Consider the following 12,208-nt stretch of genomic DNA (forward strand, 5'->3'; position numbering starts at 1 on the left):
TTGCGTCTATTATACAAGAAAAGATCCTATTTTGCAAATAGATTTTTAATTTTAGCCGTGATGATTTGGATCAACGTAGGAAGTTTGACAATTTTATCATTCCCTAGATGTTCCCGAGCAATCTTTAAAATTTTTCCAGAGTCTTTTGAAGCAAAGAGAAATTTTGATTCTCTGGTATAGATTTCAAAATGGCGGCTAATTTTACGTCCGGATACATTGGCTCCGATTCGCTCGATTTCTTGCCAGGGAATTTGGATGTAGTCTTCTACATTTGCATCCGCATAAAATTCAAAAGCGGCATTCCCTACTAGGATTTTTCCAACCTTTCCCCCCACTCCAAGGTAAGAAACCCCTGTAGTATGGAATTCAACGGTTTTATTCAATGATTGAGCCATGAGATCCTCCTGTATTGCTGTTCACTCCATTATATCATAATAAAAAGAAGGCCGAAACCTTCTTTTTAGTTGATCTTTGCTTACATCAAGCCAGCAACGTGTGCTAATACACCGATTACAAAGAGGGCGATGATGATAGTGATTGGAGATACTTTTTTCTTCAACAACCACATACAAGCAAAAGTAAGAAGTAATCCCATCAAACCAGGAATCAATGAATCCAAGTTTTGTTGGAAAGTCGTAACTTTTTCAGGTGTTTGAGAGAGACCTGAGCCAACTTGAGCGAAGGCTTCTTGGATACCCTTGTATCCTTCAGGAAGTTTATCCCAGTGGATATAAGCTTTGTCGCCTAATTTGACAGAAGAAACATTAAAGATGAATTTAATAGATACCCAACGTTCTACCAAGACAGCGAGGATGAACATCCCAAGGATAGAAGCCCCTTTAGTGATGTCTTGCAAGATCCCACCAGACATATCTTTGGTAATTTCAGAACCTGCTTTGTAGCCAAGTTCTTGCGTGTACCACAAGAAGGCCATACGAATCGCATTCCATGCGATAAAGAAGATGAGTGGGCCAAGGATGTTACCAGACGCAGCAAGTGATGCACCAAGAGCACCAAGGATAGGACGTACTGTAAACCAGAATACTGGATCTCCGATACCCGCCAAAGGACCCATCATACCAATTTTAACCCCTTGGATAGCAGCATCGTCAATAGCAGCACCGTTTGCTCTTTCTTCTTCAAGAGCAAGCGTTACCCCGATGATAGGAGCGGCAACGTATGGGTGAGTGTTAAAGAATTCCATGTGACGCTCAAGAGCAGCCGCTTGGTCTTCTTTCTTTGTGTAGAGTTTTTTGATAGCTGGGATCAATGAGTATGCCCAACCCAAGTTTTGCATCCGTTCATAGTTCCAAGAACCTTGCAAGAAGGTTGAACGCCACCAAACTTTTTGACGATCTGATTTAGATAATTGTAATTTTTCAGTCATGATAGTGTCACACCTTTCTTAATAGTCTTCGAGAATGTCGCCAATTGGATCGTTAGAAGTAGCGGCACCGCCACCTCCATTGCCACCTTTCTTAGAAAGAGTAAGGTAGATCAAGGCAAGGGCAACACCAATTGCTCCAAGAGCGATCAAAGTTAATTGGCTAACGGCTGCAAGAGCAAAACCGATGGCAAAGAATGGCCATACTTCACGGCTCGCCATCATGTTGATAACCATGGCATAACCAACGGCTACAACCATACCACCACCGATTTGCATTCCATCAGAGAGCCATTTTGGCATTTGTTCAAGAGCAGTTTTAACAGTTTCAGCAGGAATCATCAACAAGAGGGCTGCAGGAATGGCGATACGAAGACCTTGAAGAAGAAGGGCCACAAAGTGAGCGCGTTCTACACCTTTGATATCCCCTTTTCTAGCAGCAGCGTCGGCAGTGTGGACCAAACCAACGGAAAGGGTACGGACGATCATGGTCAAGAAAAGACCAGCAACTGCAAGCGGAATAGCGACACTTTGAGCGACAGCGATTCCTTTTGCACTGAAGTCTCCCCCAAGTACCATGATGATGGCAGCAGCGACAGATGCAAGAGCAGCATCGGGTGCAACTGCGGCACCAATGTTTGCCCAGCCAAGTGCAATAAATTGAAGTGAACCACCAAGCATAACGCCAGCAGTCAGGTTACCTGTTACCAAACCGATTAAGGTACAAGCAACAAGTGGTTGGTGGAATTGGAATTGGTCAAGGATACCTTCAAGACCTGCTAAGAAGGCAACAACGACCACTAATACCATAGAAATAATAGACATGTTTAAAATCCTTTCGTAAGTAATCGATTATTGAACGTTGGCTTTGTTAATTAAGTCAAACAAATCTTTCTTAGAGTCATTTGGCACTTTACGGACGTCAAATTCTACTCCAAGATCACGCATTTTTTCAAATGTAGCCACGTCATCTTTATCCATTGACAACACATTGTTAACCATGGTTTTACCAGTTGAGTGGGCCATTGAACCAACGTTCAAGGTTTTAATCGGAACACCACCTTCGATGGCGCGAAGAGCATCTTGAGGTGTTTCAAATAAGATCAAAGCATGGGTATTTCCGAAACGTGGATCTTTTGCAACGTCGATCAATTTTTGAATTGGGACAACGTTTGCTTTCACACCATTTGGTGCCGCTTGTTTGATCAATTCCTTACGGAGTTCATCTTTAGCAACAGAATCTGAAGCAACAATGATCCGATCAGCTTTTGAATCGGGTGTCCAAGCAGTTGCGACTTGTCCATGAAGAAGACGTGTATCTAAGCGGGCAAGGTTAATCTTGAGTTTTCCATCTCCGATAACTGTTCCTTCTGGAATAGCAGCTTGGGCTACAGGAGCAGCAGCGGCTGTACTAGCTTCTTCAACAGGGTTTAATTCTTCTGGAAGGGCTTTGACACCGTCTTTTGCTTCCTTGATGATGTTTGCAGCGACTTGATCAACGCCGGCATTTGCATCCATCAAACGTTCTGTATAAGCTTGAATCAACATCGGAAGGTTTAATCCTGTAATGATCGCAAATTTACGATCTGGATTTTCTCCCATGACGCGACTTGCTTGGTTAAATGGAGAACCACTCCAAAGGTCAGCCAAAACCAAGACTTCATCTTCTGCATCAAATGCGGCAACAGCTGCATTGAATTTAGCATAGAGATCATCCGGGCCTTCACTTGGCATGAACGTAACCACTTGAACTTTCTCTTGATCCCCAAAGATCATCGAGCCGGATTGGTGGATTCCAGCTGCAAATTCACCGTGGCTAGCAATAATGATACCAATACTCATTATTGACATTCCTCCTTATAAAATTTGTTTGACTTTCAGTTTAAGAAAACTTTAAGCTACTTTATTATAAATCGTTTCCACACTTAAGTCAATTTTTCTATCAAAATCTCGATGTAAAAACATTAATTTATTATATTAAATTATCGTTAGATAGAAAAAGAATGCTCTTGAATGAATTTTGTTTATTACTTGTTGATGCTTAAAAAATCAATAATAATATGTTTTATAGGATTTTGTTCTCAATAAAAATATTCCAACAATCGATCTATATCCCCAAAAATAAAAAATAAATCTATAATAAATTGTAAAATAGAGTGATTGAGAGCACTCAAAAAAGACTAGCCCAGTTGAGCTAGTCTGGTAGGTTCAGTTAGTTAGTTAGTTGGTAAAGTCAAGTACCATACGTCCTTGAATGGTTCCAGCTTCCATTTCGTCAAAGACTTTGACTGCATCTTCTACTGGACGTTTTTGAACGACAGGGACTACCAAGCCTTCTGCACCAAATTGGAAGGCTTCTTCCAAGTCTTTACGAGTTCCTACAAGAGAACCAATGACTTGGATACCATCTAATACCGTTTTCACAATGCTGAGGTCCATCATTTCAGAAGGAAGACCAACTGCGATCACGCGGCCACCTGCACGAACAGAATCTACTGCTTGGTTGAAAGCTACTTTAGAAACAGCTGTTACGACAGCAGAGTGAGCTCCACCATTTGTTTTTTCTTTGATCAATCCTGGGACATCTTCAACTTCGCGACCGTTGATGACAAAGTCTGCACCAACTTCTTTTGCCAATTCTAGTTTATCATTGTTGATATCGACAGCGATGACATGTGCGTTGAAGACTTTCTTAGCATATTGAACAGCCAAGTTTCCTAGTCCACCAGCTCCATAGATAACGATCCATTGTCCTGGTTCAGCTTTGGCTTCTTTGATGGCTTTGTAAGTTGTAACACCTGCACACGTAATAGAAGAAGCTTGGGCTGGATCTAATCCTTCAGGTACTTTCACTGCGTAATCTGCAGTAACGATACATTGTTCAGCCATTCCTCCATCAACAGAGTAACCAGCATTTTTTACAGTACGGCAAAGAGTTTCGCGACCAGTTGTACAGTATTCACAAGTTCCACATCCTTCGAAGAACCATGCGACACTGACACGATCCCCAACTTTTAGGCTCTTGACATCTGGAGCAACTTCTTTAACAATACCGATTCCTTCGTGTCCAAGAACACGGCCTGGAACTTTACCGAAGTCCCCGTGAGCAACGTGCAAGTCAGTGTGGCAGACACCACAGTATTCGATTTGAACAAGTGCTTCCCCTGTTTCAAGTGGACGCATGTCTTTGTTTGCAACGATTTCAACACCAGTACCTTCTGGATTTACAACAACAGCTTTCATTTTGTTCCTCCTTAAGTGAACGAGAAGCGATTTAGTTTTTTGAAAGCGCTTCTTTAATAACTATGTTAATAATATCACAAACGAGATGGCAAGGCAATGAAAAAAATGTAAAAATAGGAGGGTATTGATTAACCGATTAAGTATTTAGGATAGAAAAAGACATAAGGGATAGCTCATGTCTGTTCCTATTATAAGAATAATTGAATGAGTTGGCGCGCGACACCGTCCTCATTATTGGTAAAATCTGTGACGGAATCCGCGTAAGGAAGTAGGACAGAGCTCGCGTTTTTCATGGCGTATCCATGACCAGCAAGAGCTAGCATGTCGGTATCGTTGTGCTCGTCTCCAAAGGCAATCAAATCCTTCTGATCCATATTGAGTTTATCTAGAAGGTAGGTCAGAGCAGATGCTTTGGTCACATTTTTTGGATTGCATTCCAGAATATTTAAGGGACCACCCCAAGTATTGATAGACAGATTGTAGTCATAATGCCGATTCATTTCATCTGCCAGAGCATATTTGTCTTCCGCTTTCGTTTGAAAGAGGATACAGTTTGGGTCGCTCGTTACCCGCTCTGGATTGAATTGATTTTCTGGTTGGAAAGCCTCAATACCGAATAATTTAGGGTCCGCAACGTGCTCATTTGGATCGGTAATAAAGAATTTATTGCGGTATTCACCTGCTATAAAGTCCGCTTGGATGGTGTCTCGGTTAGCGACCATATCTAGCAGGTATTTTTTATCTAAAGTCAAACATTGTTCATCCACCCATTTTTTCTCTGGGAGATGCGTAAGGGAGCCGTTAAAATTGATCATCGGAGTATTGAGCTCTAGTTGTTTGTAGTAGGTATGTGCCATACGGTAGGGGCGGCCTGTTGTAATAATGACTTTATGGCCAAGAGCACTAATTTTTTTAATCGTATCAATGGTAAAGTCGCTCAATTTGCTATCGGAATTCAAGAGAGTGCCGTCTAGATCTAGAGCGATCATCTTTTTATGCATATTTCGGTTCCTTTCGAGAAGAATGAGACCATTATATCAGAAAAATCGGAAAAGCGCTCAAAAATCGAGAAGAGAAGCGGGATTTCTTGAAAGACGAAAGATCTTTTGGTAGAATAGATATAACGTTCGCAAATTGATTGGGAGCGAGAATGATGAAAAAGGAGTTTATTCTGAAATGGATAAGTTTTTTAAACTTTCAGAACATGGAACCACTGTTCGAACAGAGGTTCTTGCTGGTTTGACAACCTTTTTTGCGATGAGTTATATCCTCTTCGTAAACCCTCAAATGTTGTCACAAACAGGTATGCCAGCTCAAGGGGTCTTCCTTGCAACGATTATTGGATCTGTTGTGGGGACCTTGATGATGGCTTTTTATGCCAATTTACCTTATGCACAAGCACCTGGGATGGGCTTGAATGCCTTCTTTACCTTTACTGTTGTATTTGGTATGGGCTACACATGGCAGGAAGCTTTGGGAATGGTCTTCATTTGTGGTGTGATTTCATTGATTATCACATTGACAAAGGTTCGGAAGATGATCATCGAATCGATTCCGACCGCTCTTCGATCTGCTATTTCAGCGGGGATCGGGATTTTCTTGGCCTATGTTGGGATTAAGAATGCAGGATTTTTGAAATTCACGATTGACCCTCATACCTATACAGTGGTCGGAGAAGGAGCAGATAAGGGGAATGCAACGATCTCAGCCAATGCATCTGCTGTTCCTGGATTGGTTGATTTTAACAATCCGGCTGTCCTCTTGGCTCTTGTTGGTCTTGCGATTACTATTTTCTTTGTTGTCAAAGGGATTAAGGGAGGGATTATCCTTTCTATCTTAGCAACGACTGTGCTTGGAATTATCATCCATGTTGTTGATATCACTAAAATTGACTTTGCAAGTAATCATCTAGGAGCTGCCTTTAATGATTTAGGCACGATCTTTGGTCAAGCTTTGGGATCAAAAGGATTGGGTTCTTTGATTTCCAATACGTCTCGTTTGCCTGAGACCTTAATGGCCATCTTAGCCTTCTCCTTGACCGATATTTTTGATACAATTGGAACTTTAATCGGTACGGGTGAAAAAGTTGGGATTGTTGCGACAAATGGGGAAAACCATCAATCAGCGAAATTAGATAAGGCCCTCTATTCAGACCTTGTAGCGACTTCAGTCGGTGCTATTGCAGGAACTTCAAACGTAACGACTTATGTTGAATCTGCAGCTGGTATTGGAGCTGGTGGACGCACTGGTCTGACAGCCTTGGTTGTAGCGATCTGTTTTGCTATTTCAAGTCTCTTTAGTCCTTTGTTGGCGATTGTACCGACCGCTGCTACAGCTCCAATTTTGATTGTTGTTGGGATCATGATGTTGAGTGGCTTGAAAAATATCCATTGGGAAGATATGTCAGAAGCAGTTCCTGCTTTCTTCACCTCTATCTTTATGGGCTTCAGCTACTCGATTACACAAGGGATCGCTGCTGGATTTATCACCTATAGCTTGGTGAAAGTGGTTAAAGGACAAGCCAAAGAAGTGCACAGTATGATTTGGATTTTAGATGTTCTCTTTATTTTAAACTACGTTAGCATGGCCTTGAATTAAGCATCAGGAAAGTGCCAAAAAGGAATGGGAATTGTCTCCCATTCCTTTTTAGGTGGATCGAGGGAATAAATTTGAGAGTTTCCTGTTTTCTTTGATTCCTTTTTCTCAAAAACAAACCGGAGTCGAACAATTTCTAAAAGAAAGAGCAGATTTTTAAAAAGTTTGGTATAATAGAGAAATGATTAGTCATAATGAAACGGAGCTGATCGCTCTAGGAAAACAGCTAGGAAAACTCTTAGAAAAGCAAGACGTGATTATCTTATCAGGTGATCTAGGAGCAGGAAAAACGACCTTTACCAAAGGAATTGCAAAGGGGTTAGGGATTGATCAGATGATTAAAAGCCCGACCTATACCATTGTTCGTGAATACGAAGGTCGCTTGCCTTTATACCATTTGGATGTTTACCGGATTGGGAATGATCCAGATTCTATTGATTTAGATGATTTTCTATTTGGAGATGGGGCGACCATTATTGAATGGGGAGAGCTGATTGAGCCGAGTCTCTCGGATGCTTATCTAAAAATTTTTATCCGAAAATTAGAAGATGGGCGAGAGTTAGCTTTTGAAGCTCATGGAGCGCGTGCAGAAGCTTTGCTGGCATCCTTTGAGCAGGTGGAAAAAATCGATGACTAAGGAAAAGGAAGTAACATTAGAAATTCGGCAAGCTGACAGTGCAGACGCGGCTCTTGTCGTTGATTTCTTAAATCAAGTTGGGAAAGAGTCAGATTACATGACGCTAGATGAAGCTGGGATTGGCATGTCTCCAGCAGACATGGAGCAATTTCTGATGGTGCAAGAGATGGCGGAAAACCGGATTTGCCTCTTGCTATTTCTAGATCAGGAACTGGCAGCTTTGTTAAATATCACTGCAGCCCCTCAACGGTCCATTCAGCATATTGGTGATGTCTTTATTGTGGTTCAAAAAGCTTATTGGAATCAAGGACTTGGACAGATCTTGTTGGAAGAAGGGATCGAGTGGGCGCACTCGACCGGTGTTCTTCGCAAACTAGTCTTGAATGTCCAAGTACGCAATGAACGGGCGGTTCACCTGTATAAAAAATTAGGTTTTGAGATCGAAGGTTGTCAAGCTCGTGGAGCTTGTTCAGCTGAAGGAGAATTCTTAGATGTTTACCTTATGGGGAAACTGATAGATTAGAGAGAGAGTCTACATGGTAAAAAAAATTATTTTGATGTTTTTGAGCTTATTGACGGTAACAGTGATTGGGATCGGGGCCTATGGCCTCACTATCCTCAATCAAACGACTGGGACTCTCAGTAAGACTTATAAGGGCTTTGGAAATGAGACCAATGTCATTGCAGAAAACAAGCCGATGACTATCCTTTTGATGGGGGTTGATACAGGTAGCGGTTCTCGGGAAGATCCTTGGGCCGGAAATAGTGATACCATGATTTTGGTGACTGTTAATCCTCAAACAAAAGAAACAACCATGACGAGTTTGGAAAGAGATATCCTAACCAATATTACTTCAGATGGCGAAACGGTCCAAGCAAAATTGAATTCGGCTTATGCTCAAGGCGGTGCCAAGTTAGCCATTAAGACCATTCAAGATCTTTTGAATATCCATATTGACCGCTATGTCATGATCAATATGAAGGGATTGGTTCAATTAGTGGATAAGGTTGGTGGTATCACGGTTAACAATCCATTTGACTTCGATATCTCGATCGAGGAAAATGAGCCAGAATATACGGCTAAGATTGCACCAGGACGTCAGGAGATTAATGGGGACCAAGCTCTCGTTTATTCACGCATGCGCTACCAAGACCCAGAAGGAGACTACGGACGTCAAAAACGCCAACGTGAAGTGATCAAAAAGATTGTTGAGAAAGTTTTAAGCCTCAATAGTTTGAGTCACTACAAAGGAATCATTGAGTCTGTTAGTGACAATATGCAAACCAACATAGCGCTTGACAGTAATAGTCTTCTTCAATTGCTAGGATATAAAGATGCTCTTTCAACGATTCATCAGTACCAGCTGAAAGGAGAAGATGCCACCTTAGCAGATGGCGGAAGTTATCAGATTGTCACTTCAAAACATCTCTTGAAAATTCAAAATATCATCCGCAAAGCTTTGGGGATGAAAGAAATTAAAACATTGAAAACCAATGCTTACCTATTAGATGGAGATGAAGAGTTGAAGAATACTTCTTCTCAAAATGATACGCCAGCGGCATCATCTGAGGAAGCACCTGTTTACCAAGAGTTTAACCAACTACCAGTTGTACCATCGACCCAGGATACGGGAGTGGTGACGCCTCAAAGTTCTGTTGCACCAGTGACACCAGTTGCACCTGCAGCTACAGAGTCGAGCAGTGTGACACCTACGGTACCTTCAGAATAAGAAAAAAACGATTGAGTTTTCTCAATCGTTTTTACTTGGTTGCCAGATGTCTTGAATTTCTTTTAGAGAGGCTGTTGCTTGTTGACTAAATAGTTTGGTCTTGTATTGGAAATCCGTTACCAATTCTTGAAGATTGGTCTTTTGGTATTGGATAATATCCAGATTGCGTTGGATTTTTGCTAGGTTATCTTGAATTCCCTTGATCAATTGGCTGGATTCAGTCACCTCTGTTTTGATTTCTTTGCGGTTTTTTACTAGGTGGTAGCTAATGCTAGCTCCTGTTGCAAACCAAAAGAGATTTTTGAGTTTCATATGGCCTCCTTTTTAACTGTTTTTGATGGTTTCTGCGAGAACTGCTAGTTGTTCAAAATTAGGCTCGTGTTCAGTAAATGAAATGGCAAGCTCATCTTGATCAGAATAGCGAGGGATAATGTGGACATGTGTGTGAAAAACGGTTTGTCCAGAAACTTCTTCCATGTTGCTGATGATATTCATTCCCTTAGCTTGGGTAGCAGCTTCTACTTTTTTAGCAACTTTAGAAACACGTGCAAATAGTTGAGCTGTGGCGGTTTCGTCCATCTCTAAGAGGTTGCGAGCGTGTTTTTTTGGAACCACTAACGTATGACCTGGTGTAACCTGAGAGATGTCCAAAAATGCGAGGACTTCCTCGTCCTCATAGACTTTGGAGGAAGGAATGTCGCCAGCTATAATCTTACAAAAAATACAATCGTCAACCATAAATACACCTCATTTAGACTAAATTTTGTTATAATATAAGAACATTATACCAGAAATCGGAGAAAATATGTTAGAAATCAACAAGTTGACAGGGGGCTATGTCAACATCCCTGTCCTGAAAGAGGTGAGTTTTTCAGTTCCGGATGGCCAACTGATTGGTTTGATTGGACTTAATGGAGCTGGGAAGTCAACCACGATTAATGAAATTATTGGTCTCCTGCATCCTTATGCTGGAGAAGTACGGATTGACGGCTTGAGTCTTCCAGAAGCTCCAACTGACTATCGTAAAAAAATCGGCTATATTCCAGAAACCCCTAGCCTATATGAAGAATTAACCCTGAGAGAGCATATCGAGACCGTAGCTATGGCCTATGATTTAGACATGGATCAGGTCATGGTACGCGTCCAGCCTTTGTTGGAACGCTTCCGTTTGGCTGAAAAATTAGATTGGTTCCCGACCCAGTTTTCAAAAGGGATGAAGCAAAAGGTCATGATTATTTGCGCCTATGCAGTGGATCCAAGTCTTTATATTGTCGATGAACCCTTTTTGGGATTGGATCCTGTTGCGATTGCAGATTTGATTCAGTTATTGGCAGATGAGAAAGCAAAAGGAAAATCGATTTTGATGAGTACCCACGTTCTGGATTCGGCTGAAAAGATGTGTGATGGTTTTGTGATCCTCCATAAGGGTCAGATCCGAGCAAAAGGGACCTTGGACGAGCTGCGTTCAACTTTTGGGGATGAGAAAGCAAGTCTAAATGATATCTACATGACCTTGACAGAAGAGGAAAAAGCATGAAAGAGTTGATGAAAAAACGGCAAGAAACGTTTCGAACTCAATGTGTAAAATATAGTCGCTATGTTCTCAATGATCATTTTGTCCTCTTTATGCTGATTTTTATAGGATTTTTGGCGGTTCAATACAGCCAATTCTTGCAAGATTTACCCAAAGATACAAGCCTGATCCGCTGGAGTCTCATGATTGGTTTGCTCCTCTTGGTTCCGATTGGCTCCATTGCGACCTACTTAGAGAAGCCCGATGCCTTATTCCTTTTAGTAAAGGAAGAGGAAGTGAAAAACTATATCAAAGGGCAGGTCAGGAAGTCTTTTGTATTTTGGCTTTTGATTCAAAGTGTTATCCTTCTATTATTTGTTCCCCTCCTTCTTGCAACGGGGGTGAATGCACTTGGAATAGTGGCTTACGTCTTTATTTTAGGGATAGCTAAAGGGCTTGTCTTTAGCTGGAAGGAAGCCCGTTTCTACCAAGATGGAAATTTGAATTGGACCTTGGCCATTGCTCGTGAGAATGCAAGGAAACAATTGATTCTTCGCTTTTTTGCCTTGTTTACAACGGTGAAAGGCATTACCAACAGTGTCAAAAGAAGAGCTTATTTAGATGATTTCTTGGGGCTTCTTCCCAAAACACATGGGAATACTTGGCTTCACTTGTATATGCGCTCCTTCCTACGGAATGGAGATATTTTCTCTATGACCCTACGGCTCTTGGCTCTTTCCATTCTTGCCATGATCTTTATTCCTCAACCTCTCGTAGTGATTGCCCTTGTAGCCTTGCTCAATTACTTAATTATTTTTCAATTACTGGGGCTTTATAGTGCTTTTGATTACCAACCGTTGACCCTTCTTTTCCCGATGAAAAGGGGCAGTAAAAAGGCAGGGTTAAATAAAACGATTCAGCTGGTCATGGGGATGATAACGGTGATAGAAGGGGGAATTGGCCTGGTCTTTATATCAGATAAAGTCCTGTTACTAGGCTTATTAGCTTATACAGTTGCTTTAACCCTGCTCTATCTTCCATTTAAAATGGCGCGCTTGGTTGACGAAAGTCGTTAAAATTAGTAAAATAGATTGGAAACTTTTTAC

14 protein-coding genes are annotated in these 12,208 nt (G+C 41.4%); 6 read left to right on the top strand and 8 right to left on the bottom strand.

The genetic code is table 11. The annotated features are described in order from the left end of the window. Nucleotides 1–26: 26 nt before the first annotated feature. The 6 genes from HMPREF1195_RS10090 to HMPREF1195_RS10115 all read right to left on the bottom strand — a co-directional run bounded on the left by HMPREF1195_RS10090 (nucleotide 27) and on the right by HMPREF1195_RS10115 (nucleotide 5,628). A complete protein-coding gene (locus HMPREF1195_RS10090; RefSeq protein ID WP_023920226.1) occupies nucleotides 27–395 on the bottom strand; it encodes a DUF956 family protein in 369 nt (122 codons plus the stop codon). A gap of 80 nt (nucleotides 396–475) precedes the next feature. Next, nucleotides 476–1,387 carry a PTS system mannose/fructose/sorbose family transporter subunit IID gene (locus HMPREF1195_RS10095; RefSeq protein WP_023920228.1) on the bottom strand — a complete coding sequence of 304 codons (912 nt, stop codon included), beginning with the start codon at nucleotides 1,385–1,387 and terminating at the stop codon, nucleotides 476–478. An 18-nt stretch (nucleotides 1,388–1,405) separates the two neighbouring features. Continuing rightward, nucleotides 1,406–2,209, bottom strand: coding sequence for a PTS mannose/fructose/sorbose transporter subunit IIC (locus HMPREF1195_RS10100; RefSeq protein ID WP_003010434.1), 804 nt, complete (start codon nucleotides 2,207–2,209; stop codon nucleotides 1,406–1,408). Nucleotides 2,210–2,236: 27 nt separating this feature from the next. Continuing rightward, the gene (locus HMPREF1195_RS10105) at nucleotides 2,237–3,226 is read right to left on the bottom strand and encodes a PTS sugar transporter subunit IIB (RefSeq protein ID WP_003010431.1); all 990 of its coding nucleotides are present in this window, start codon (nucleotides 3,224–3,226) and stop codon (nucleotides 2,237–2,239) included. Between the two features lie 378 nt (nucleotides 3,227–3,604). Continuing rightward, on the bottom strand, nucleotides 3,605–4,627 hold the full coding sequence (gene adhP / locus HMPREF1195_RS10110; RefSeq protein WP_023920230.1) for an alcohol dehydrogenase AdhP: 1,023 nt from the start codon (nucleotides 4,625–4,627) through the stop codon (nucleotides 3,605–3,607). 188 nt (nucleotides 4,628–4,815) lie between these two features. Further along, complete coding sequence (locus tag HMPREF1195_RS10115; RefSeq protein ID WP_023920232.1) at nucleotides 4,816–5,628, bottom strand: Cof-type HAD-IIB family hydrolase; 813 nt, start codon at nucleotides 5,626–5,628, stop codon at nucleotides 4,816–4,818. A 175-nt stretch (nucleotides 5,629–5,803) separates the two neighbouring features. Here HMPREF1195_RS10115 and HMPREF1195_RS10120 point away from each other — a divergent pair, with 175 nt between their 5' ends. The 4 genes from HMPREF1195_RS10120 (at nucleotide 5,804) to lytR (ending at nucleotide 9,589) form a co-directional block, all read left to right on the top strand. Further along, nucleotides 5,804–7,225, top strand: a complete 1,422-nt coding sequence (locus tag HMPREF1195_RS10120; protein WP_023920234.1) for an NCS2 family permease — start codon at nucleotides 5,804–5,806, stop codon at nucleotides 7,223–7,225. Between the two features lie 178 nt (nucleotides 7,226–7,403). Continuing rightward, the gene (tsaE, locus tag HMPREF1195_RS10125; RefSeq protein ID WP_023920236.1) at nucleotides 7,404–7,859 is read left to right on the top strand and encodes a tRNA (adenosine(37)-N6)-threonylcarbamoyltransferase complex ATPase subunit type 1 TsaE; all 456 of its coding nucleotides are present in this window, start codon (nucleotides 7,404–7,406) and stop codon (nucleotides 7,857–7,859) included. Then, a complete protein-coding gene (locus HMPREF1195_RS10130) occupies nucleotides 7,852–8,382 on the top strand; it encodes a GNAT family N-acetyltransferase (protein WP_023920238.1) in 531 nt (176 codons plus the stop codon). The genes tsaE and HMPREF1195_RS10130 overlap by 8 nt, the downstream gene beginning before the upstream one ends. 13 nt (nucleotides 8,383–8,395) lie before the next feature. Further along, nucleotides 8,396–9,589, top strand: a complete 1,194-nt coding sequence (lytR, locus tag HMPREF1195_RS10135) for a glycopolymer--peptidoglycan transferase LytR (RefSeq protein ID WP_023920240.1) — start codon at nucleotides 8,396–8,398, stop codon at nucleotides 9,587–9,589. Nucleotides 9,590–9,610: 21 nt separating this feature from the next. On the opposite strand, the gene HMPREF1195_RS10140 is transcribed toward lytR, so the two are convergent. Together HMPREF1195_RS10140 and HMPREF1195_RS10145 are read right to left on the bottom strand one after the other, a co-directional pair. Beyond that, the gene (locus HMPREF1195_RS10140) at nucleotides 9,611–9,901 is read right to left on the bottom strand and encodes a hypothetical protein (protein ID WP_023920243.1); all 291 of its coding nucleotides are present in this window, start codon (nucleotides 9,899–9,901) and stop codon (nucleotides 9,611–9,613) included. 12 nt (nucleotides 9,902–9,913) lie between these two features. Next, on the bottom strand, nucleotides 9,914–10,327 hold the full coding sequence (locus HMPREF1195_RS10145) for an HIT family protein (protein WP_003012582.1): 414 nt from the start codon (nucleotides 10,325–10,327) through the stop codon (nucleotides 9,914–9,916). Nucleotides 10,328–10,394: 67 nt separating this feature from the next. Here HMPREF1195_RS10145 and HMPREF1195_RS10150 point away from each other — a divergent pair, with 67 nt between their 5' ends. Further along, the gene (locus HMPREF1195_RS10150; protein ID WP_023920244.1) at nucleotides 10,395–11,126 is read left to right on the top strand and encodes an ABC transporter ATP-binding protein; all 732 of its coding nucleotides are present in this window, start codon (nucleotides 10,395–10,397) and stop codon (nucleotides 11,124–11,126) included. Then, nucleotides 11,123–12,178: an ABC transporter permease gene (locus tag HMPREF1195_RS10155; RefSeq protein WP_023920248.1), complete on the top strand. Its 1,056-nt coding sequence runs from the start codon at nucleotides 11,123–11,125 to the stop codon at nucleotides 12,176–12,178. Before HMPREF1195_RS10150 ends, HMPREF1195_RS10155 begins: the two co-directional genes overlap by 4 nt. Nucleotides 12,179–12,208 lie beyond the last annotated feature (30 nt).

The organism is Streptococcus parasanguinis CC87K (assembly GCF_000507765.1).
GTDB classification, from domain to species: Bacteria; Bacillota; Bacilli; order Lactobacillales; family Streptococcaceae; genus Streptococcus; species Streptococcus parasanguinis_J.

What these genes read in the sequence shown, in the direction of transcription:
- HMPREF1195_RS10090 (WP_023920226.1), bottom strand. Translation starts at nt 395, where the DNA reads ATGGCTCAATCATTGAATAAAACCGTTGAATTCCATACTACAGGGGTT.
- HMPREF1195_RS10095 (WP_023920228.1), bottom strand. Translation starts at nt 1,387, where the DNA reads ATGACTGAAAAATTACAATTATCTAAATCAGATCGTCAAAAAGTTTGG.
- HMPREF1195_RS10100 (WP_003010434.1), bottom strand. Translation starts at nt 2,209, where the DNA reads ATGTCTATTATTTCTATGGTATTAGTGGTCGTTGTTGCCTTCTTAGCA.
- HMPREF1195_RS10105 (WP_003010431.1), bottom strand. Translation starts at nt 3,226, where the DNA reads ATGAGTATTGGTATCATTATTGCTAGCCACGGTGAATTTGCAGCTGGA.
- adhP (WP_023920230.1), bottom strand. Translation starts at nt 4,627, where the DNA reads ATGAAAGCTGTTGTTGTAAATCCAGAAGGTACTGGTGTTGAAATCGTT.
- HMPREF1195_RS10115 (WP_023920232.1), bottom strand. Translation starts at nt 5,628, where the DNA reads ATGCATAAAAAGATGATCGCTCTAGATCTAGACGGCACTCTCTTGAAT.
- HMPREF1195_RS10120 (WP_023920234.1), top strand. Translation starts at nt 5,804, where the DNA reads ATGGATAAGTTTTTTAAACTTTCAGAACATGGAACCACTGTTCGAACA.
- tsaE (WP_023920236.1), top strand. Translation starts at nt 7,404, where the DNA reads ATGATTAGTCATAATGAAACGGAGCTGATCGCTCTAGGAAAACAGCTA.
- HMPREF1195_RS10130 (WP_023920238.1), top strand. Translation starts at nt 7,852, where the DNA reads ATGACTAAGGAAAAGGAAGTAACATTAGAAATTCGGCAAGCTGACAGT.
- lytR (WP_023920240.1), top strand. Translation starts at nt 8,396, where the DNA reads ATGGTAAAAAAAATTATTTTGATGTTTTTGAGCTTATTGACGGTAACA.
- HMPREF1195_RS10140 (WP_023920243.1), bottom strand. Translation starts at nt 9,901, where the DNA reads ATGAAACTCAAAAATCTCTTTTGGTTTGCAACAGGAGCTAGCATTAGC.
- HMPREF1195_RS10145 (WP_003012582.1), bottom strand. Translation starts at nt 10,327, where the DNA reads ATGGTTGACGATTGTATTTTTTGTAAGATTATAGCTGGCGACATTCCT.
- HMPREF1195_RS10150 (WP_023920244.1), top strand. Translation starts at nt 10,395, where the DNA reads ATGTTAGAAATCAACAAGTTGACAGGGGGCTATGTCAACATCCCTGTC.
- HMPREF1195_RS10155 (WP_023920248.1), top strand. Translation starts at nt 11,123, where the DNA reads ATGAAAGAGTTGATGAAAAAACGGCAAGAAACGTTTCGAACTCAATGT.